This is a genomic window from Sphingomonas sp. AOB5 (assembly GCF_029433115.1).
Taxonomy (GTDB): Bacteria; Pseudomonadota; Alphaproteobacteria; order Sphingomonadales; family Sphingomonadaceae; genus Sphingomonas.
Genome location: NZ_JARNTV010000007.1, coordinates 72,057 through 90,215 on the forward strand (window position 1 = coordinate 72,057; position 18,159 = coordinate 90,215).

At 66.6% G+C, this 18,159-nt stretch carries 22 protein-coding genes; 12 read left to right on the forward strand and 10 right to left on the reverse strand.

Annotation, left to right across the window (positions count from 1 at the left end; all coding sequences use genetic code 11):
- Positions 1 to 2 precede the first annotated feature (2 nt).
- Both P1X14_RS05295 and P1X14_RS05300 read right to left on the reverse strand, forming a co-directional pair.
- The gene (locus tag P1X14_RS05295) at positions 3 to 749 is read right to left on the reverse strand and encodes a phosphatase PAP2 family protein (protein WP_277314273.1); all 747 of its coding nucleotides are present in this window, start codon (positions 747 to 749) and stop codon (positions 3 to 5) included.
- 54 nt (positions 750 to 803) lie between these two features.
- Positions 804 to 2,117, reverse strand: a complete 1,314-nt coding sequence (locus P1X14_RS05300; RefSeq protein ID WP_277314274.1) for an amidohydrolase — start codon at positions 2,115 to 2,117, stop codon at positions 804 to 806.
- A 51-nt stretch (positions 2,118 to 2,168) separates the two neighbouring features.
- On the opposite strand from P1X14_RS05300, the gene P1X14_RS05305 reads away from it, so the two are divergent.
- Complete coding sequence (locus P1X14_RS05305) at positions 2,169 to 2,801, forward strand: hypothetical protein (protein ID WP_277314275.1); 633 nt, start codon at positions 2,169 to 2,171, stop codon at positions 2,799 to 2,801.
- On the opposite strand, the gene P1X14_RS05310 is transcribed toward P1X14_RS05305, so the two are convergent.
- The 4 genes from P1X14_RS05310 to P1X14_RS05325 all read right to left on the reverse strand — a co-directional run bounded on the left by P1X14_RS05310 (position 2,747) and on the right by P1X14_RS05325 (position 6,055).
- Positions 2,747 to 3,373 (reverse strand): DUF4893 domain-containing protein, encoded by a 627-nt coding sequence (locus P1X14_RS05310; protein WP_277314276.1) that lies wholly within the window; start codon positions 3,371 to 3,373, stop codon positions 2,747 to 2,749. The two genes, P1X14_RS05305 and P1X14_RS05310, sit on opposite strands and share 55 nt — an antisense overlap.
- Positions 3,374 to 3,414: 41 nt before the next feature.
- Positions 3,415 to 4,197, reverse strand: a complete 783-nt coding sequence (locus P1X14_RS05315) for a 3-hydroxybutyrate dehydrogenase (RefSeq protein WP_277314277.1) — start codon at positions 4,195 to 4,197, stop codon at positions 3,415 to 3,417.
- A gap of 16 nt (positions 4,198 to 4,213) precedes the next feature.
- Positions 4,214 to 5,347, reverse strand: a complete 1,134-nt coding sequence (locus P1X14_RS05320; RefSeq protein WP_277314278.1) for a patatin-like phospholipase family protein — start codon at positions 5,345 to 5,347, stop codon at positions 4,214 to 4,216.
- Positions 5,348 to 5,431: 84 nt separating this feature from the next.
- Positions 5,432 to 6,055 (reverse strand): hypothetical protein, encoded by a 624-nt coding sequence (locus P1X14_RS05325; protein ID WP_277314279.1) that lies wholly within the window; start codon positions 6,053 to 6,055, stop codon positions 5,432 to 5,434.
- Positions 6,056 to 6,176: 121 nt separating this feature from the next.
- Here P1X14_RS05325 and P1X14_RS05330 point away from each other — a divergent pair, with 121 nt between their 5' ends.
- From P1X14_RS05330 to P1X14_RS05340, 3 genes are read left to right on the forward strand one after another with little or no spacing between them, the layout of a single operon-like run.
- Positions 6,177 to 7,049 (forward strand): neutral zinc metallopeptidase, encoded by an 873-nt coding sequence (locus P1X14_RS05330; protein ID WP_277314317.1) that lies wholly within the window; start codon positions 6,177 to 6,179, stop codon positions 7,047 to 7,049.
- A gap of 41 nt (positions 7,050 to 7,090) precedes the next feature.
- A complete protein-coding gene (locus P1X14_RS05335) occupies positions 7,091 to 7,855 on the forward strand; it encodes an alpha/beta hydrolase (RefSeq protein ID WP_277314280.1) in 765 nt (254 codons plus the stop codon).
- Positions 7,855 to 8,613 (forward strand): tetratricopeptide repeat protein, encoded by a 759-nt coding sequence (locus P1X14_RS05340; RefSeq protein WP_277314281.1) that lies wholly within the window; start codon positions 7,855 to 7,857, stop codon positions 8,611 to 8,613. The genes P1X14_RS05335 and P1X14_RS05340 overlap by 1 nt, the downstream gene beginning before the upstream one ends.
- Before the next feature lie 36 nt (positions 8,614 to 8,649).
- Here the strand turns inward: P1X14_RS05340 and P1X14_RS05345 are convergent, their stop codons facing one another.
- Positions 8,650 to 9,099 carry a hypothetical protein gene (locus tag P1X14_RS05345; protein WP_277314282.1) on the reverse strand — a complete coding sequence of 150 codons (450 nt, stop codon included), beginning with the start codon at positions 9,097 to 9,099 and terminating at the stop codon, positions 8,650 to 8,652.
- 95 nt (positions 9,100 to 9,194) lie between these two features.
- Here P1X14_RS05345 and P1X14_RS05350 point away from each other — a divergent pair, with 95 nt between their 5' ends.
- Genes P1X14_RS05350 through P1X14_RS05370 form a run of 5 tightly spaced genes read left to right on the forward strand, consistent with a single transcriptional unit; the run spans position 9,195 to position 12,238 of the window.
- Positions 9,195 to 9,629 carry a VOC family protein gene (locus P1X14_RS05350; RefSeq protein ID WP_277314283.1) on the forward strand — a complete coding sequence of 145 codons (435 nt, stop codon included), beginning with the start codon at positions 9,195 to 9,197 and terminating at the stop codon, positions 9,627 to 9,629.
- A 7-nt stretch (positions 9,630 to 9,636) separates the two neighbouring features.
- Positions 9,637 to 10,686, forward strand: coding sequence for a nitronate monooxygenase family protein (locus P1X14_RS05355; RefSeq protein WP_277314284.1), 1,050 nt, complete (start codon positions 9,637 to 9,639; stop codon positions 10,684 to 10,686).
- A 4-nt stretch (positions 10,687 to 10,690) separates the two neighbouring features.
- Complete coding sequence (gene gloB, locus P1X14_RS05360) at positions 10,691 to 11,425, forward strand: hydroxyacylglutathione hydrolase (protein ID WP_277314285.1); 735 nt, start codon at positions 10,691 to 10,693, stop codon at positions 11,423 to 11,425.
- A 37-nt stretch (positions 11,426 to 11,462) separates the two neighbouring features.
- On the forward strand, positions 11,463 to 11,855 hold the full coding sequence (locus P1X14_RS05365; protein WP_277314286.1) for a hypothetical protein: 393 nt from the start codon (positions 11,463 to 11,465) through the stop codon (positions 11,853 to 11,855).
- Entirely contained in the window at positions 11,852 to 12,238 is a 387-nt protein-coding gene (locus P1X14_RS05370; protein ID WP_277314287.1) for a hypothetical protein, read from the forward strand. Before P1X14_RS05365 ends, P1X14_RS05370 begins: the two co-directional genes overlap by 4 nt.
- A gap of 10 nt (positions 12,239 to 12,248) precedes the next feature.
- Here P1X14_RS05370 and trpS read toward each other — a convergent pair whose 3' ends face one another.
- From trpS to secB, 3 genes are all read right to left on the reverse strand, one after another.
- Positions 12,249 to 13,238 (reverse strand): tryptophan--tRNA ligase, encoded by a 990-nt coding sequence (trpS, locus tag P1X14_RS05375; RefSeq protein ID WP_277314288.1) that lies wholly within the window; start codon positions 13,236 to 13,238, stop codon positions 12,249 to 12,251.
- A gap of 8 nt (positions 13,239 to 13,246) precedes the next feature.
- Positions 13,247 to 14,824, reverse strand: a complete 1,578-nt coding sequence (murJ, locus tag P1X14_RS05380) for a murein biosynthesis integral membrane protein MurJ (protein WP_277314289.1) — start codon at positions 14,822 to 14,824, stop codon at positions 13,247 to 13,249.
- A gap of 66 nt (positions 14,825 to 14,890) precedes the next feature.
- Positions 14,891 to 15,382 carry a protein-export chaperone SecB gene (secB, locus tag P1X14_RS05385; protein WP_277314290.1) on the reverse strand — a complete coding sequence of 164 codons (492 nt, stop codon included), beginning with the start codon at positions 15,380 to 15,382 and terminating at the stop codon, positions 14,891 to 14,893.
- Positions 15,383 to 15,569: 187 nt separating this feature from the next.
- Between secB and P1X14_RS05390 the strand changes: the two genes are divergently transcribed.
- The 3 genes from P1X14_RS05390 to P1X14_RS05400 are packed head-to-tail and all read left to right on the forward strand — an operon-like array spanning position 15,570 to position 18,087.
- Positions 15,570 to 16,220: a Tim44/TimA family putative adaptor protein gene (locus tag P1X14_RS05390; RefSeq protein ID WP_277314291.1), complete on the forward strand. Its 651-nt coding sequence runs from the start codon at positions 15,570 to 15,572 to the stop codon at positions 16,218 to 16,220.
- Between the two features lie 38 nt (positions 16,221 to 16,258).
- The gene (locus tag P1X14_RS05395) at positions 16,259 to 17,524 is read left to right on the forward strand and encodes an MltA domain-containing protein (RefSeq protein ID WP_277314292.1); all 1,266 of its coding nucleotides are present in this window, start codon (positions 16,259 to 16,261) and stop codon (positions 17,522 to 17,524) included.
- Complete coding sequence (locus P1X14_RS05400; RefSeq protein WP_277314293.1) at positions 17,524 to 18,087, forward strand: Smr/MutS family protein; 564 nt, start codon at positions 17,524 to 17,526, stop codon at positions 18,085 to 18,087. The genes P1X14_RS05395 and P1X14_RS05400 overlap by 1 nt, the downstream gene beginning before the upstream one ends.
- Positions 18,088 to 18,159 lie beyond the last annotated feature (72 nt).

Below are 18,159 nucleotides of genomic sequence, written 5' to 3' on the forward strand. Positions count from 1 at the left end.
AGTCAGGGCTGCCCTTCCATATCGTTGTCGTCCGCGGCGACTTCGCCGGGTTGCTCGATCCGGTGCGTCCGCTGAAGCAGGCGTGCGGCGATCCAGCACAGGATCGCCCATGCCGCGCCGACGCACCAACCGGCGATCACGTCGCTGGGCCAGTGCACGCCGAGATAGACGCGCGAGAACCCCACTCCGAGCGTGAGCGCGACCGCGACGCAGATCAGATAGATGCGGACGCGGCGGCTCTTCTGCGTGCTGGCCAGCAGCGCGCCGAGGGTGAGGAACACCACCGCGCTGTTCATCGCATGGCCGCTGGGGAAACTGGCGTCATAGACTTCGACCAGATGCGGGACCACGTCCGGCCGGGCGCGCTCGAACACCGACTTGAGCAGGGTGCCGAGCGCCGCGCCGCCGATGACCGATCCGGCGACGAACATCGCGGTGGCATATTTGCGCGCGACGATCAGGAATCCGGCGACGAAGACGGTGATCGCGGTGAGGCCCCAAACGCCCCCGATCGCAGTGAGATCGAGCATCATCGTCTCGAACCAGCCGGGCCCGATCGGGATAGCCGGGTCCGCGGCCGTGCGCAGGCCGCGGATGATGATCCGGTCGAGCGCCATCGTCTCGCCCTCGAGCATCTCCGACGCGAGCTTGAGGAAGACGAAAGACAGGCCGGCCAGCCCGAGAAAGGCGAGCAGCAGCGCGAAATCGGCGCGGAGGCGGTGCCAGAGGGTGGCGAGGATCTGGATCATGGTGTGGGTACGCCTGACGCTTCCCTCCGTTTCACGGGAGGGAATCCAGTTCAGTTATTTCTTCTTGAGCAGGTCCAGTGCCGCGGCGGTCATCGCTTCGGTGGCGGTGGAGACCACGGCTTCGGCGTCGGGTGCCCAGAAGGGGCTGTGGAGCGAGGGGAGCGGCGGACCGCCGGGCGCCTGGGATGCATCCCACTGTGCCTTGGGCACGCCGCCGACCCAGAAGATCAGGCTCTGGATCGACTTGTCGGCCAGCCAGTAGCGGCTGAAATCCTCGCCCCCCATCACCGCGGGCGTCTTGAGCACGCGGGCTTCGCCGAAGCGCGGGGTCCATAGCGCGAACATGCGGCCGGTGAGCGGTTCGGTGTTGAAGGTCGAAGGCGTGAACTCGTTCTGGATGGTGATCACGGGCATGCGATCGTCGGGAATCCCCGCCGCGATGGCTTCGCCGCGGGCGATGCGCTTGATGCCTTCGAGAAGCTGCTGGCGCACTTCGGGCGTGTAGCTGCGAACGGTGAGCTGGAGCAGCGCCTGATCCGAGATGATGTTGTGCTTGGCGCCGCCATGGAAGCTGCCGACGGTGACCACCGCGGGCGATTGCGGATCGATTTCGCGGCTGACGAGGGTCTGGAGCGCCATGACGATGCGCGAGCCGAGCACGATCGGATCGCGCGTGGTGTGCGGATAGGCGCCATGGCCGCCGACGCCCTTCACCAGAATGTCGACCGAATCCACGTTCGCCAGCGCATAGCCCGAGGTAACGCCGATCGTGCCGGCGGGAAGGCTGGCACTGTCATGGAAGGCCAGCGCGAATTGCGGCTTGGGGAAGCGGGTGTAGAGGCCGTCCTCCAGCATCATCCGCGCGCCCATGCCGCGCTCCTCGGCAGGCTGGGCGAGCATGATGAGCGTGCCGGACCATTTCGCCTTCATCGCGACCAGATTGCGCATCGTGCCGATCCAAGATGCCATGTGCGTGTCATGGCCGCAGGCATGCATCACGCCGGTCTCGACGCCGCCTTCGGTGGTCGCGCGGACCTTCGAGGCGAAGGGCAGGCCTGTCTGTTCGATCACCGGCAGCCCGTCCATGTCGGCGCGGATCATCACGACCGGGCCGGGGCCGTTCTTCAGGACCGCGACCACGCCGGTGCCGCCGACCTTCTCGGTCACCTCGAAGCCCAGCTTGCGTGCTTCGGCGGCGAGGATGCCGGCGCTGCGCGTCTCGTGCAGGCTGAGTTCCGGGTTCGCGTGGAAATCGCGGTAGAAGTCCATGAGCTGCGGCATGGCCTTCTGCGTCGCGTCGCGGACCGGATCGGCGCCTGCGGGGGGCGTGAGGACGAGCGCGCTTGCGAGCAGGAGGTGGCGAAGCATAGGGTCTCCCCGGAAATGAAGTTGCGCGAGTGTCGCGCGGAGGATCGGGCGATGTCAAACGCGATGCGGATGAACCGGCGTGCCGTGCTGGGTACGGGGCTGGCGCTGATCGCCGTGCCGGGGCTCGCGATGGGCCGCGAGGGCTTCGTGATCGACTGGCAGGGCGGCGAGGAAACGCCCGCGGTGAAGGCGTCGCTTGAGGCCCAGATCGCGCTGGTCGAGGCGCTGCCGGTATCGGCCGAGGCGATGGCGTTCTTCCGCTCGCAGGTCATCACCGTGGATCGCGCGGAGGGCACGCGGACCCGTGCCGGGCCGCGCGGGATATTCTTCCAGCGGCGCGCAATGCCGCCGGGCGATCCGGTGCTGCTGCACGAACTGATCCATCGCTGGCAGCTGGTGCGGATGGCCGAGGGGATCCGAAACCCCGATGTCCGCCGCTTCTACGAGGCAGCGAAGGCGGCGCGGCTCTATCCGCCGCGTGCCTATGTGCTGAGCAACGCGTTCGAATTCTTCGCGATGAATGCCAGCGTCGTGCTGTACGGCAGGGCAAGCCGGCCGCCGTTCGAGCGCGCGAACGTGAAGCGCAAGCAGCCCGATCTCTACGCGTACATCGTCCGCGAGTTCGGGCTTCAGGAAGCCGGAACCAGTTCCACCACGTCGAGCAACGATTCGAAGCGCGGATAGGGGAAGACCAGCCGCCAGCGTTTCTCGCCGATGCGCTCAAGATAGCCGGCCATATCGCGGGTCGCGTCGGTGCCGTAGCGCAGCGGCGAGGTCTCGTCGCCGAGCACCAGCGTGCCGAGGAAGATATTGCGCGCGCGCGCGTCGGTGAAGAGCAGGCCGGTGGGGCGTTGCGATCCCGTCAGCTTGTGGAAGCTGCGCAGGCTGCCTTCGTCGGCGATGCGGCATTCGAACCAGGGATAGGCGGTGAAATCGCGCATGCCGGTGCCCTGTGCGCCCAGCTTGTAGGTGCGGCAGCGGTAATTGCCCGCGGGCGGCGCCGCGTCGGGCAAGGCGCGATCGGGATCGAACAGGATTTCGTCCGCGGCCAGCGCCTGCGGATCGCCGACGCGGGCCTTGGGCAGCGCCTCGTACCACGCCTTGCGCCAGCCGCGCAGCCGCTGACGGTCCGCATCGGTGGCGGCCTGGCGCCAGTCGGCGGTGGCGATCGCGGTGGGGCTGGTCGCCTCGCGATAGACGCTGCAACCGGTGAGCAGGAGGACGGGCAGGACAATCGCGACGGACTTGAAACGCATTTTTCCTCGCATCTACCCCACCCGTCCGTTGTGGCCGGGTATCAGGCCGCGGTCCAGCCTCCGTCCATCGAATAGTTGGCACCGGTGATCGCAGCGGCTTCGTCGCGGCACAGGAACAGCGCCAGCGCGGCGAGCTGATCGGGCTGGACGAACTGCTTGGTCGGCTGGGCGGCGAGGAGGACGTCGTTCATCACCTGCTCGCGCGTCATGTTGCGGGCCTTCATCGTATCCGGGATCTGGTTCTCGACCAGCGGGGTCCAGACATAGCCGGGCGAGATGCAGTTGACGGTGATGCCCGCGGTTGCGGTTTCCAGCGCGGCGGTCTTGGTCAGGCCGGCGATGCCATGCTTGGCAGCAACATAGGCCGACTTGTTGGGGCTGGCGACCAGGCTGTGTGCGCTGGCGGTGGTGATGATCCGGCCCCAGCCCTTTGCCTTCATCAACGGCACCGCGGCGCGCATCAGGTGAAAGGTCGAGCTGAGATTGATCGCGATGATTGCATCCCATTTTTCGATCGGGAAATCCTCGATCGGGGAGACGTGCTGGATGCCTGCATTGGAAATCACGATGTCCGGCCCGCCCAGTTCGGCATTGGCGCGGGCGACCATCGCGGCGATCTGGTCGGGCTTCGACATATCGGCGCCGTCGTACAGGGCCTTGCCGCTAACCGCTTCGAGACCGGCGCGTTCCTTCTCGATCGCGTCCGCGTCGCCGAAGCCGTTGATCATCACCGCCGCACCCTCGGCGGCGAGCGCCTTGGCATAGGCGAGGCCGATGCCCGAGGTGGAACCGGTGACGATGGCGGACTTGCCCTTGAGGAACATGGGGTACTCCTGTGGTTTAGCGATGGGTGAGGTCGAAGGCGGCGGTCTTGCCGTCGATGATGTCGCTGGCGACGAGTTCGGCGTTCGCCATGGTTTCGTTCACCGCGGCGCGACCGGCGAGCCAGTGTTCGCGCATCGAGCGGGCGGAGAATTCGAAGTCGCGGCTGCCGCCCTCCCACGCGTTTGCGCGGTAGATCAGGTGGACGAGACTGACCGGAAGCTCGTCGGCGGCAGACCGAAGGGCTGCGACATCCGGATCGTCGCGCAGTTCGGGCGGCAGCTTGGCGAGCAGCTTGCGTATCGCCTGACGTTCCTGACGCAGCTTCATCCGTTCGTTCGAAATGGCGCGGGTGCGGCTGGAGAAGCGGATCTCCTTCTCGCGCGCGACCACGTCGAGGATGGTTCGAGGCATCTCCGCGGCGGCGGCGAACAGATCGACCTGAAACACCAGCATCGGCGCATTCTGGTGATCGAGGACGTGGATCAGCGGCGTGTTCGACACGATGCCGCCGTCCCAATACCAGCGCCCGTCGATCTCGATCGGGGGCAGTCCGGGCGGCAGCGCGCCGGAAGCCATGATGTGCCGCGCGTCGAGCGGACCTTCACTGGTGTCGAAATAGCGGAAATTGCCGCTCTCGACATCGACCGCGCCGACCGACAGGCGGACCGGGCCGTTATTGACCAGATCCCAGTCGATCAGACTGTCGAGCGTCGCCTTGAGCGGTGCGGAATCGTAGAAGCTGAGCGCGTCGGGCGTGCCCGGCAGCGCGAACATCGGCGGCACGAAACGGGGTGAGAAAAAGCCCGGAACGCCGGTCACCGCGACGCTGGAGGCGGACCATTCGTGCAGCATCTCACGCGCGGCGTCGCCCGAGAGGATCGGAAAGCTGGGCAGTGCGGAGGTGGCGGTGTCCCAGAACGCCTTGAGCCGTTCGCAGCGCCGCTCGGGCGGGTTACCGGCGAAGATCGCGGCGTTGACCGCGCCGATCGAAATGCCCGCGACCCAGCCGACATCGATCTGCGCTTCGCCCAGCGCCTCGATCACGCCCGCCTGATAGCTGCCCAGCGCGCCGCCGCCCTGCAGCACCAGCGCCACAGTTTCGGGCAGCGGGAGCGCGGCGCGTCGCCGGCGGGAGTCTGCATCGGCCATGGCGGGCATGTGGCGAGCGGGGCGGGGCGGGGCAAGTGAATTTCTTGTCATCAAGATTGCGCGAAATCGCCCGGCGCGAGGACGTTATCCCTTCGCTCTTCGCCAAGCGGGTCCCTCAAGATATCTGAGGCAATCCTCGATCTTCAGGCGAGCAGGTTGCAGAATGGCAATCGCCACCGCCATGGCATGCGCCAGTGCGATTTGATCGCCGCCTTCGATTTCCGCCGTGTCGAACAATTTGTAGGCCGCGCCTGCCTCCGAGACGAGGCGCGTGACATGATTGATGTCGACGTTCCAACCGGCGCTTCGCTGCACGTCCGGCGAGCTGACCAGTGTGGCATCGAGCTTCAGTTCGCCGATTGCCCGGGCGATATCCCTGACCCGGTGTTTGAACTCGGCAGGGTCCGGCCGATGGGGTGAATAGTCCGCCGTGATCGTTGCGATGCTGCCGGACATGCGCTTCAGAAGCTGCACCTGATAGGATCTGGCGTCCGTCCGCTCCTTTCGGCGGTGGCGCGTTCCCACGATCTCGGCCCCGATCACTGCGGCCGCCGCGCCGCATAGCGCGCCTGCGAAAGCCAGCGGATCTCCCGAGGCGCCCGTAATAAAGCGGTCGGCCGCGATGCCGGCGCCAAAACCAAAGATGGAAGCGACGACCGCCAACAGCCATTCAGGCCGGCCGACGCCATTACGATCTATGTCCGACATTATACCCCCTGATCGGAAGCGAAGCGAAATCCGATAGCGGGTTCCTGCAACGGGGATTTTGAAGGTGCAACGTCCGGCACGCTGGGGCATTGTGACGCTGGACCAACGAAACGAGGATGCCATGCGGCTCGACGATCTCGATCCCACCGAACATGCCCGCGATCTGGGAAGCGGCGGCGGTGGTGGTGGCGGCTTCGGGCTGCTCGGGCTGCTGCCGCTGCTGCTGGGCCGCGGTGGCGGGATCGGCACGATCGTGATCATCGGGATCATCGCCTTCGTGATGTTCAGCGGCGGGCTGGGCAATCTGACCGGCGGCGGCCAGCCCGGTTCGCAGACGGCGGGCACCAGCGGATCGGGCGCGTGCAGCACGACCGAGCGGCGCTTTGCCTGTCAGGTGATGACCAGCACCGAGACCACCTGGGACGCGCTGTTCCAGCAGGCGGGCAAGCGATACCAGCCCGCGACGATCAACTTCTTCACCGGCAACGTGCAATCGGGCTGCGGCGCGGCTTCGTCGGCGGTGGGCCCCTTCTACTGCCCCAGCGACAACGGCGTGTATCTGGACACCGCCTTTTTCGACGAACTCTCGCAGCGTTTCGGCGCCAAGGGCGATTTCGCCCAAGCCTATGTGATCGCGCATGAGATCGGCCATCACATCCAGACCCTGCTGGGCACGTCCGAACAGGTACGGCGGATGCAGGCCCAGTCGAGCGAGGCCGATGGCAATGCGCTGTCGGTACGGCTCGAGCTGCAGGCCGATTGCTTTGCGGGCGTCTGGGCGGCGCGCAACCGCGACCGGCTTCAGGCGGGCGATATCGAGGAAGGCATGACCGCGGCCAACGCGATCGGCGACGATACGCTGCAAAAGCAGTCGCGCGGCGGCGTGCATCCGGAGACCTTCACCCACGGCACTTCGGCACAGCGGATGGAATGGCTGCGGCGCGGGCTGGAGAGCGGCGATCCGGGGCAGTGCGACACGTTCAAGGGGATTTGAGGCTGTAGATTGGGGCGGATGTCCCCGCTAAGCCCTTGCCGATGAGCGAATCCGAAACTCCCGAAGTTCCCGCCGAGGCCCCGGAAGGGCCGCGGCTGGCCTATCACTTCACGCCGGGCAAGGGGCCGGCGGTGGTGTTCCTGCCCGGCTATGCGTCCGACATGACCGGGACCAAGGCCGTCGCGCTGGAGCAATGGGCGAAGCGAGCGGGGCGCGCCTATCTGCGCTTCGACTATGCCGGATGCGGCGCCAGCGAAGGCGCGTTCGAGGACCAGACCATCGTCAACTGGCGCGACGACGCATTGCACCTGATCGACAATCTGACCGAGGGGCCGGTGGTGCTGGTCGGATCGTCGATGGGCGGATGGGTGATGCTGATGGCGGCCAAGGCACGGCCGGACCTGATCGCGGGGCTGGTCGGCATTGCGGCGGCACCGGACTTCACCGACTGGGGCTTTTCGACCGAGCAGAAGATGACCCTGCTCCAGCATGGCCGGATCGAAGTCCCCTCGGCCTATTCGGACCAGCCGACCGTGACCACGCGCATCTTCTGGGCATCGGGCGAAGCGAACCGGATGATGATCGGACCGATCGGGTTCGATGGCCCGGTGCGGCTGATCCAGGGACAGTTGGACAAGGACGTGCCGTGGCAGCGCGCGACCCAGCTTTCCACCCTGTTCCATTCAGCCGAGGTGCAGACCTGGCTGGTCAAGGACGGCGATCACCGCCTCTCGCGCGATAAGGACATCGCGCTGATCATCCGCGGTGTCGAGGACGTGATTTCATGCTTGCAGCCCTCCTCCTGATGGCGGCCATTCAAGGCGCGCCGGTCCCGGCGCGGGGTCAAGACGCGCCACCGCCGCCCGCGCAGGATCCAGTCGCGGCGCGGTTCGAGCGTTGCCTCGATCTGGCGACCGGCGATCCGCGTGCGGGTGAGGCGGAAGCGATCAAGTGGCGCAGCGAAGGCGGCGGGCATCGCGCGCGGCAGTGTCTGGGCGTGGCCTATGCCAATCAGGAGCGCTGGCCCTCGGCTGCAGGCGCATTCGAGGAAGCGGCGCGCGAGGCCGAGGTCGAGAAATCTCCCAAAGCGGGCGATTACTGGGCACAGGCCGGCAATGCCTGGCTGGCGGCGGGTGATCCCGGGCATGCGCGATCGGCGCTGGATGCAGCGCTGGTTTCGGGAAATCTGGCCGGACTGCCGCTGGGCGAAGCGCATCTCGACCGGGCACGCGCGCGCGTGGCGACCGGCGACAATGAAGGCGCACGGTCCGATCTGGACAGGGCGCTGATCCATGCGGCCGAGGATCCGCTGAGCTGGCTGCTGTCGGCCACGCTGGCCCGGCGGATGGGCGACCTGCCGCGCGCGAAGAAGGATATCGACGAAGCGCTGCGGCGCTCGCCCGACGACGCCTCGGTTCAGCTCGAGGCCGGCAATATCGCCGCGTTGCGCGGCGACGAACCGACTGCGCGGGCGGCATGGGCACGCGTGCTGGAACTGGCGCCGGGCAGCCCACAGGCGAATGCGGCACGCGGCGCGCTGGAGCAGTTCGGGGCGGAGCGGTAAGGTCGCGGAAGCGCCGCACCGCGTGCGGTCACGCGGTCAGGGGCATCGGCGCGCGGGAGTCAGGCGTACGTTCCTGTAATCCAGCGCCGCCTTGCGTTCGCCCTCTTCGGTGGAGATCAGCGCATGTCCCTTGAACGTCGCGTCGGGGCCAAACGCAACATCTTCCCGCTGCACCTCACCGTGAAGGGTGACCAGAGCGAAGTTGCGCAGTTCGGCGGGGCTTCGCTCGCTAAACCATGTTGCACCGTGCGAGCCTTCGCCTTGCAGGTCGCCATCGGGCGTTGCGCTGTTGCCGGCCTTGATTCGCCAGCCGCCCGGTATCGCGCAGACGGCTCCGAACTGGACGCCCCATGTCGCTATCGCGAAGCTCTCCATGCTTTCCCCGGGTTTCAGCGGAATATCGACGATGGAAACGAGGTAGGAGCGCCCCTTGTTGGTGGGGGTGCAGGAGGCGGCCAGCAATGCGAGCAGCAGGAGCGGTTTCATGCACTGCATGCTCGATGATTCGACGGTCGCCTGCAATGGAATAGAAGCGGGTGCGGGACTGGAGTTTGGAGTGGGAGCATCCTATCTCCCGCTCCATGACCAAATATCTCCACACCATGATCCGCGTCACCGATCCCGATGCGACCATCCGCTTCTTCGAGCTGATCGGGCTGAACGAGATCAAGCGCTTCGACAGCGAGCAGGGGCGGTTCACGCTGATCTTCCTCGCGGCGCCGGGCGACGAGGAGGCTCAGGTCGAGCTGACCCATAACTGGCCGCCCGCGGATGGCAGCCCGGGCGAGGAATATGGCGGCGGGCGCAATTTCGGGCATCTCGCCTATCGGGTCGACGATATCTACGAGACGTGCCAGCGCCTGATGGACGCAGGCGTGACGATCAACCGGCCGCCGCGCGACGGGCACATGGCGTTCGTGCGCAGCCCCGACAATATCTCGGTCGAGCTGCTGCAGGACGGCCATCTGCCGCCGCAGGAACCCTGGGCTTCGATGCCGAATACGGGCGTGTGGTAACGCGCCGGTGATCGACTGGCCGGATACGCGCTTCCTCGACCTGACCGGTGCCGACCTGCCGATCGTGCAGGCTCCGATGGCGGGGGCGGGCGGCGTCGATCTGGCGGTGGCGGCGATGCGTGCTGGAGCGGTGGGATCGCTGCCTTGTGCGATGCTGACGCCGATGCAGGTGATCCTGCAGTCGGCCGAGGTGCGGGCGGAGACCGATGAGGAGCCGCTGAACCTCAATTTCTTCTGTCATACGCTGCCCGAGGCGCCGGACGAGTCCGCGTGGCTGGCGGCGCTGGCGCCCTATTTTGCCGAGGAAGGTGTGGAGCCGGGTGCCGCGGCGCCGCTGCGACTGCCGTTCGATGCGGCGATGTGCGAGGCGGTGGAGGCTTCCAGGCCCGAGATCGTCAGCTTTCACTTCGGCTTGCCGGAGGAAAAGCTCCTCGACCGGGTTCGCAAGAGCGGGGCGCTGATCGTCGGCAATGCTACGACCGCTGCAGAAGCCGGGTGGCTGGCCGAACGTGGCTGCGATGCGATCATTGCCCAGGGTGCCGAGGCGGGTGGGCATGCTGGCTGGTTCCTCGATGGGCACCGGCCCATGCCGCTGGCCGAGTTGTTGCGGACGATCCGCGTGGATGTACCGATGATCGCGGCGGGCGGGATCGTCGATGGTGCGGGGATTGCCGAGGCGTTGCGGCTGGGGGCGAGCGCGGTGCAGATCGGGACGGCCTATCTGGCGACGCCCGAAGCGACGATCTCGCGGCCCCATCGTAAGCTGCTGGGGACCGAGGCGGCGGCGGACGCCGACTTCACCAACCTGTTTTCCGGGCGTGAGGCGCGTGGGATCCGCAACCGGCTGATGCGCGACCTAGGGCCGGTCTCGGACAAGGCGCCGGCCTTTCCCCATGCATCGAATGCGCTGGTGGCGCTTCGCAGAAAGGCGGAAGCCGAGGGGCGCGGCGATTATTCGCCGCTCTGGGCCGGATCCGGTGCTGCCCGCGTCCGGGCGCTGCCCGCGACCGAACTGGCCGAGACGCTGGCCGAAGAAGCGCTGGCGCTGTTAGGATGAAGCCATGAGCAAGCTCGATATCGTCCGCATCCCGGCGCTCAGCGACAATTATGTGTGGCTGGTGCACGAACTCGAAAGCGGCGACACGATGGTGGTCGATCCGGCGCAGGCAGCACCCGTGCTGGCCGAGGCGGACAGGCGCGGGTGGAAGATCGGCGCGATCTGGAACACCCACTGGCATCCCGATCACACCGGCGGCAATGCAGAGATCAAGGCAGCGACCGGGTGTGAAGTGATCGCGCCCGCGGGCGAAGCCGAGCGCATCCCGACTGCCGACCGGCTGGTGGGCGAGGGCGATGTGGTGCGGCTGGGTTCGCATGAGGCCAGCGTGATGGAGGTGCCTGCGCATACCGCGGGGCATATCGCCTATCATTTCGCGCAGGATGGCGCGGTGTTCGTCGGCGATACGCTGTTCGCGATGGGATGCGGGCGGCTGTTCGAGGGGACGGCAGCGCAGATGTTCGGCAACATGGCCCGGCTGGCACGGCTGGCGCCCGAGACGCGCGTCTACTGCGCGCACGAATATACCCAGTCCAACGGCCGCTATGCGCTGGTCGCCGAGCCGGACAATGCAGCGATCGTGGCGCGGATGGCCGAGGTCGATGCGAAGCGCGCAGCGGGTGAGCCGACCGTGCCGACGACCATCGGCGAGGAGCTTGCGACCAATCCGTTCATGCGCGCGCAATCTGCCGAGGTGTTAGCTGAGCGCCGTGCTGCGAAGGATAGCTTTCGCGGCTGAACGCGTCAGTCCCGACAGGATTGAGAGGAGAGTCTCGATGATCCGCTTTGCCATACCCGCACTGGTGCTGGTCGCCGCCGTTTCGGCGGGCGCCGCGACGCCGCAGAGCGCGGAGGAGCGGCAGGAGGAACGGCTGGCCAAGCGGCTGGAAGGCATGACGGCGGGCAAGCCCCAGACCTGCCTGCCGCGCGACCGGGTGGGCGAGATCAAATTCTACAATGACACCGCCGTTTATGTGCAAAGCCGCAACAGGGTGTGGGTCAACAAGACCAATGGCGGTTGCCGCGGGACCAGCGACGATATCCTGATCATCAAGACCTATAGCGGCCAATATTGCCGCGGCGACATTATCGAGACCCGCTCGCGCGGCGGACCGGGCTTCTTCACCGGCGCCTGCTCGCTCGGCGACTTCGTGCCGTACAGCAAATGAGCCGCATCATCCTCGGCGCGCTGGCACTGGCCGGGCTGACCGCGATGGGGCCGGCGCAAGACACCAGCGGCGACGCCGATCTGGCCAAGGCGATCGAGGGCCGCACCGCCGGTGCACCGCTGGAGTGCGTGAGCGCCAGCTTTGTCGGCACGCCGCAGATCATCGATCGCGATACCTTGCTCTATCGCTCGGGCCGGACGCTGTACGTGAACCAGCTCGACGCGCCCTGCCCGGGACTCGAGGAGGGCAATACGATCATCGTCGAGCTGCACGGATCGCAGCTTTGCAAGAATGACAGCATCCGCACGCTCGACCCGGGGATGACGATCCCCGGACCCTATTGCCGGCTGGGCAAATTCACGCCGTACAAGAAGGCGAAATAGCCTCCGCTACTCAGACCTGAAGCCCGACCGCCTTCTGTGCTGCGAGCAGCGTCGGCGCGGCCAGCGTCGAAGCGCGTTCGGCGCCCTTGGCCAGTTCGGCGCCTACCGCGGTGCGATCGTCGAGCAGACTCATCAGCCGCTCGCGGATCGGCCCGAGAGTCGCGACTGCGAGATCGGCCAGCGCGGGCTTGAATGCGCCGAAGCCCTTGCCCGCGAACTCCGCGACCACCGACTGCGGATCGCGATCGGACAGCGCGGCATAGATCGTCACGAGGTTCTTCGCCTCGGGCCGTTCGGCCAGCGCGTCGAAGCTGTCGGGGAGCAGATCGGCGTCGGATTTCGACTTCTTGATCTTCTGGGCGATGGTGTCGTTGTCGTCGATCAGGTTGATGCGGCTCATGTCCGAGGGATCGGACTTGGACATCTTCGCCGAACCGTCGCGCAGGCTCATGATGCGCGGCGCGGCCTTGCTGATCAGCGGCTCGGGCAGGGGGAACAGCTCCACCTCGAAATCGGTGTTGAACTTGGTCGCGATGTCGCGCGCCAGCTCCAGATGCTGCTTCTGGTCCTCGCCCACCGGAACATGGGTCGCCTGATAGACCAGCACGTCGGCGGCCTGCAGCACCGGATAGGTGAACAGACCCACGCTGGCGCCCTCGCGGTTCTTGCCTGCCTTGTCCTTCCACTGGGTCATGCGGTTCAGCCAGCCCATGCGAGCGGTGCCGTTGAGGATCCAGCACAGCTCGGCATGGGCGGGGACGCGCGACTGGTTGAACAGGATCGCGCGATCGTCGATCCCCGAGGCGAGCAGGGTGGCGGCCATCTCGATGGTCGAATTGGCCAGCTCGGCGGGCGTGACGTTGCCGGTCAGCGCGTGGAGATCGGCGAGAAAGAACAGGCATTCGCCCTGATCCTGCATCGCGACCCACTGCTTGATCGCCCCCAGATAATTGCCGAGGTGCAGATTGCCGGTGGTCTGGATGCCGGAAACGACGCGCATTTGAACGATTACTCCTGGATCGGGTCGCTCGGGCGGCGCTTGCGGACCAGCGCCCGAAGGTCACCGATCGTGAAGGCGCGCGTCACGAAGCAGGCTACGCCGTAGATCGCGGTGCCGCCCGCGACAAGCACGCCGAGCGCGAGGATGCGCATCAGCAGGTGCCCGGTGAGATAGGGATCGAGCAGCCGGTCCAGCCCGAAGATCGCGGCGCCCATCAGGATCGCGGCCAGCGCGAGGCGCGGCAGGCGGCGGACGAGCTTCGCATCGGCCTCGAAATGACCGCGCTTGCGCAGGGTGCGATAGAGCAGGGCGACATTGACCACCGCCGCCAGCGCCGTGGCCAGCGGCGGGCCGACATGGCCGATCAGCGGAATCAGGATGAGGTTGCCGACGATGTTCACCCCGATCGAGATGGTGGCGTAGCGGACCGGCGTCTTGGTATCCTGCCGCGCGTAATAGCCGGGCGTCAGCACCTTCACGAGCACATAGGCGGGCAAGCCGACCGAGAAGGCGGAAAGCGCCCACGCGCATTTCACCGTATCCTCGGCAGTGAAGGCGCCGTGCTGGAACAGGCCGCGGATGATCGGTTCGGCCGCGACCATCAGCGCAACCATGGCGGGGAGCGTCAGCAGCAGCGCCAGCTCGATCCCGCGATTCTGCGTCTCCATCGCCTCGTCTTCCTTGCCGCTGGCGAGCAGCCGCGAGACGGTGGGGAGGAGGATGGTGCCGAGGCCGATGCCGATCAGGCCCAGCGGGAGTTGGTTCAGCCGGTCGGCATAATAGATGTACGAGATCGAACCCGCGGCGAGCATCGATCCGGCGAGCGCGGTGGAGATCAGCAGGTTGATCTGGGTCGCGCCCGCGCCCAGCGCTGCGGGCAGCATCAGCTTGAGCAGGCGGCGGACATCGGCGTCGATCTTCGGCGGCCTGATCCGCAGCTTCACGCCCGCGCTGCGGCAGGCGGCGATCAGCCAGATCAGCTGGAGCGCACCGCCGACGGTGACCGAGATCGCCTGTACCCGGGCGGTTTCATATGGATTCGCGCCGTGGAAGAAGATCAGCCCGGCCACCATGGCGAGGTTGAGCAGGATCGGCGCCGCGGCATTGACCCAGAAGCGGTCGAGCGAATTGAGGATGCCGCCGAGCAGCGAGACGAGGCTGATCAGGAAGAGATAGGGGATGGTGATCCGCGACAGCGTGACCGCATAGGCGAAGTCTTCGGGGCTGGGATCGTTGAACCCGCCCGACAATGCCCAGGTGATCGGCCATGCGGCGATCAGCATCGCCACGGTGAAGACCAGCAGCACCGGGAACAGCACCGATAGCGCCCGCTCGGCGAACAGGAAGCCTGCGGGCTGGCCATCCTCCGCCACCCGCTTGTTGAACATCGGGACGAAGGCCGAGGAGAAGGCCCCTTCCGCGAACAGAGCGCGGAACATGTTCGGCAGGCGGAAGGCGACGAGGAACGCGTCCGACGCGAAGCCCGCGCCGACAAAGGTCGCCTGAAGCGAATCGCGGACGAGCGCCAGCACGCGACTGACGAGCGTCAGCCCGCCGATCGAGCCGAGGGTCTTGGCGAGATTCATCGCCGCGACCCTGTCGATGGAATGGGGGGAGCCGACAGCATCCCGCGTCTCCCCCTCGGGTCCGGCTTAGGCCTGGCCGGCTTCCTGGCCGAGCTGGCCCTGCTGCTCGAGGCGCGCAAGGTACAGGCCGTGGAAGTCGATCGGCTCGAGCAGCAGCGGCGGGAAGCCGCCATCGCGGACGGCATCGGCCAGCACGCGACGCGCAAACGGGAACAGGATGCGCGGGGCTTCGCTCATCAGGAACGGATCGATCTGATCGGCGGGTATGTTGCGCAGGCCGAAGAGGCCGGCATAGGTGAGGTCGACCAGATAGGCGACGGTGTCGCCCATGGTGCAGCGTGCCTCCACCTTGAGCGCGACTTCATAGACTTCCTCGCCAACCTGGCCCGAGCCGATGTTGAACTGGATATCGACGCCCGGGCCGGTCTGGTTCTGATAGATGGCCGGTGCGTTCGGATTCTCGAACGAGAAGTCCTTCACATATTGCGACAGGATGCCCACAGCCGGGCTGGTGTCTTCGCCATTCGCAATCGGCTCGCCAAATTCGGGCTCGGCCATCTGATATTCCTTTTTCGTCCGGATAGTTTCGCGCATCCCGCGCGTTCAAGCGAGCGCCGCGCCTAGCAGGCGTATTGCGCCAGTTCAACGGGGCCAGTTCAACAGGGCCCGTACAACGCCGTGTGCGGTGGTGATTTGTAACGGAGGCCGCTTCGGCCTATATCGGTGACAACGAGCAATCGGAGGTATGGTGACCGTCTACATTATTCTGTTCGCGTTTGTGGCGGGTTTCCTGGCGCTGCGGCTCTATGCGGTGCTGGGCAAGCGCACGGGGCACGAGCAGGTGCTGCACAAGCCGGCCGAGGAGCGCGTGCCTGTACCGCCGATGCAGCGCACCATCGACGTGGTGCCCGAAGTCCGCGAAACCGGCGGCCGCAATATCGAAGCCGGGGCCGAAGCCGGTCTGCGCCAGGTGATCCAGGCGGATTCGAGCTTCGACGTGGCGCAGTTCGTTGATGGATCGAAGGCGGCATACCGCATGATCCTGGAAGCCTTCTGGAAGGGCGACGAGGAAACGCTGGCGTGGCTGGTCGAGGACGATGTCCGCGCCGGCTTCTCGCAGGCGATCGCGGACCGCAACGAAGCCGGCCATGTGCTCGAGAATCGCTTGGTCGCGATCGAGCGCGCGGCAATCGTCGAGGCGGGCGTCGAGAACAAGGTGGCGCGGATCGCGGTGCGTTTCGATGCGGATATCGCTTCGGTGACGCGTGACAAGGACGGCAATGTCATCGCCGGTTCGCTGACCGACGCGGTCGAAGCGCACGATATCTGGACCTTCGCGCGCAGCCTGCGCAGCGACGATCCGAACTGGAAGCTTGTCGAAACCGACGAAGCCTGATTCAAGGGCCTGATCTGAAGGCCTTGCAAGGACGGGACATGCGCATCTGGGGGGTAGCCGCGCTCGCGGTGATGTTGAGCGGCTGCTCCGGCGGCATCGTTCCGGCCTATATCGATCGCGGTGCGCCGCCACCGCGGGAAGCTGCGGACGATCGTCCGGTCAACAATAATGTCCCGGTTCGTCAGCCGATTCAGGCCACGCCGATGGCGCCGGTTGCGGTGGCGACTCCGGCGACCCCGGCCACGACCGGCGTGAAAGCTGGCGTCCTCGCCGGACCGGCGATCAACTCGCTCGATATCTCGCCAACCATGGCCTCGCGCGCGCTGACCGCCTACCGGCTAAGCTGCACCGCGATGCAGAAGCGCACCGACCTGTCGGGCCTGACCCGCGGCAGCGACTGGGCGGAAAGCTGCACCGCCGCCGCCAACTGGCCCGCGCGCGACGCGCTCAGCTTCTTCACCACCTATTTCGAGACGGTGCAGGTTGGCGATGGCAAGGCGCATTCGACCGGTTATTACGAGCCGGAGATCTCCGGATCGCGGACGCGGCGGCCGGGATACGAAGTGCCGGTCTATGCCAAGCCCAGCGATCTCGTGGAGATCGACCTTGGCCAGTTTTCCGAGGCGCTGAAGGGTAAGCGCATCCGTGGCCGTTATGAAGGCCGCGATTTCGTTCCCTATTACGAGCGTTCCGAGATCGAGGCGGGCGCGCTGAACGGCAAGGTGCCGGTGATCGCCTGGGCGGCGGATCCGGTCGAGATGTTCTTCCTCGAAGTGCAGGGCTCGGGCCGGCTGCGGCTGCCCGAAGGCGGCGTGATGCGGATCGGCTTCGCGGGGCAGAATGGCCGCGACTACACCGGCATCGGCAAGCTGATGCGCGACCGCAACCTGCTGGCCCCCGGTCAGGCCTCGATGCAGGGGATCATGAAGTATCTGCGCGATAACCCGGTGGAGGGCCGCGCGATCATGAATGAGAACAAGAGTTATGTGTTCTTCCGCGAGCTGACCGGCGCGGGTCCGCTGGGCGCTATGGGCCTGCCCGTAGTGGCACAGGCGAGCGTGGCGGCTGATCCGATGTTCACCCCGCTGGGCGCACCCGTCTTCCTCTCGATGGACCGGGCCGAGGCCAATGGGCTGTGGGTGGCGCAGGATGTCGGCGGGGCGATCAAGGGATCGAACCGGTTCGACACTTTCTGGGGCGCGGGCGACGATGCGCGTGCCATCGCGGGCGGCATGAACACGCGCGGCACCGCGTGGCTGTTGCTGCCGGTGGGGACGATCGCACGGCTTAACGGCACGCGCTGATGTCCCGAGGGCGCAAGCTCGCGCCCGAGGAAGCGGCGCTGTGGCAGAAGGTGATCGCGACGGTAAAGCCGATCGCGCCGGTGAAGCCGATGGTGATCGAGACCGGCCCCGCGCCGGTCTCTCCGCCGAAGTTCAAACCCGCAAAGATGCCGCCTCCTGCGCCAGCGCCCGTCGCGAAACGGCTTACGCCGCCCTCGACCACATTGGATGGTTCGTGGGACCGCCGCTTGTCCCGCGGGCTGGTGTCGCCGGAAAGCTCGATCGATCTTCACGGCTACACGCTCGCTTCAGCCTATGACCGGCTCGACCGCGGGCTGGAAGCGGCGCTGGGGCGCGGCGACCGGGTGCTGTTGCTGGTGACCGGCAAGGCGCCGGGACCGGAATCCGAGCGGCCGCACAAGCGCGGGGCGATCCGCGCGGCGGTGGGCGACTGGTTGGCTGCGTCGCGCTTTTCGGACCGGATCGCTGCGGTGCGTGGCGCGCATCCGCGTCATGGCGGGGCCGGAGCGCTCTATATCGTGCTGCGCAGACCCAGAAACACGGTGTCGCAACCGAAATCTTAACCCTTGGGTGCCAAGCTTCCCGGATCGGAAAGCAGGCGCGTTGCCTGCTGTTTCTGGGGGGATCTACGGTTC

Excerpts from the sequence above, each read along its gene's own strand:
- P1X14_RS05390 (WP_277314291.1), top strand. The coding sequence starts at position 15,570 with ATGGTGACCGTCTACATTATTCTGTTCGCGTTTGTGGCGGGTTTCCTG.
- P1X14_RS05300 (WP_277314274.1), bottom strand. The coding sequence starts at position 2,117 with ATGCTTCGCCACCTCCTGCTCGCAAGCGCGCTCGTCCTCACGCCCCCC.
- P1X14_RS05365 (WP_277314286.1), top strand. The coding sequence starts at position 11,463 with ATGATCCGCTTTGCCATACCCGCACTGGTGCTGGTCGCCGCCGTTTCG.
- gloB (WP_277314285.1), top strand. The coding sequence starts at position 10,691 with ATGAGCAAGCTCGATATCGTCCGCATCCCGGCGCTCAGCGACAATTAT.
- secB (WP_277314290.1), bottom strand. The coding sequence starts at position 15,382 with ATGGCCGAGCCCGAATTTGGCGAGCCGATTGCGAATGGCGAAGACACC.
- P1X14_RS05335 (WP_277314280.1), top strand. The coding sequence starts at position 7,091 with ATGAGCGAATCCGAAACTCCCGAAGTTCCCGCCGAGGCCCCGGAAGGG.
- trpS (WP_277314288.1), bottom strand. The coding sequence starts at position 13,238 with ATGCGCGTCGTTTCCGGCATCCAGACCACCGGCAATCTGCACCTCGGC.
- P1X14_RS05340 (WP_277314281.1), top strand. The coding sequence starts at position 7,855 with ATGGCGGCCATTCAAGGCGCGCCGGTCCCGGCGCGGGGTCAAGACGCG.
- P1X14_RS05345 (WP_277314282.1), bottom strand. The coding sequence starts at position 9,099 with ATGAAACCGCTCCTGCTGCTCGCATTGCTGGCCGCCTCCTGCACCCCC.
- P1X14_RS05305 (WP_277314275.1), top strand. The coding sequence starts at position 2,169 with ATGTCAAACGCGATGCGGATGAACCGGCGTGCCGTGCTGGGTACGGGG.
- P1X14_RS05325 (WP_277314279.1), bottom strand. The coding sequence starts at position 6,055 with ATGTCGGACATAGATCGTAATGGCGTCGGCCGGCCTGAATGGCTGTTG.
- P1X14_RS05400 (WP_277314293.1), top strand. The coding sequence starts at position 17,524 with ATGTCCCGAGGGCGCAAGCTCGCGCCCGAGGAAGCGGCGCTGTGGCAG.
- P1X14_RS05320 (WP_277314278.1), bottom strand. The coding sequence starts at position 5,347 with ATGGCCGATGCAGACTCCCGCCGGCGACGCGCCGCGCTCCCGCTGCCC.
- P1X14_RS05295 (WP_277314273.1), bottom strand. The coding sequence starts at position 749 with ATGATCCAGATCCTCGCCACCCTCTGGCACCGCCTCCGCGCCGATTTC.
- P1X14_RS05330 (WP_277314317.1), top strand. The coding sequence starts at position 6,177 with ATGCGGCTCGACGATCTCGATCCCACCGAACATGCCCGCGATCTGGGA.
- P1X14_RS05395 (WP_277314292.1), top strand. The coding sequence starts at position 16,259 with ATGCGCATCTGGGGGGTAGCCGCGCTCGCGGTGATGTTGAGCGGCTGC.
- P1X14_RS05370 (WP_277314287.1), top strand. The coding sequence starts at position 11,852 with ATGAGCCGCATCATCCTCGGCGCGCTGGCACTGGCCGGGCTGACCGCG.
- P1X14_RS05310 (WP_277314276.1), bottom strand. The coding sequence starts at position 3,373 with ATGCGTTTCAAGTCCGTCGCGATTGTCCTGCCCGTCCTCCTGCTCACC.
- P1X14_RS05350 (WP_277314283.1), top strand. The coding sequence starts at position 9,195 with ATGACCAAATATCTCCACACCATGATCCGCGTCACCGATCCCGATGCG.
- P1X14_RS05315 (WP_277314277.1), bottom strand. The coding sequence starts at position 4,197 with ATGTTCCTCAAGGGCAAGTCCGCCATCGTCACCGGTTCCACCTCGGGC.
- murJ (WP_277314289.1), bottom strand. The coding sequence starts at position 14,824 with ATGAATCTCGCCAAGACCCTCGGCTCGATCGGCGGGCTGACGCTCGTC.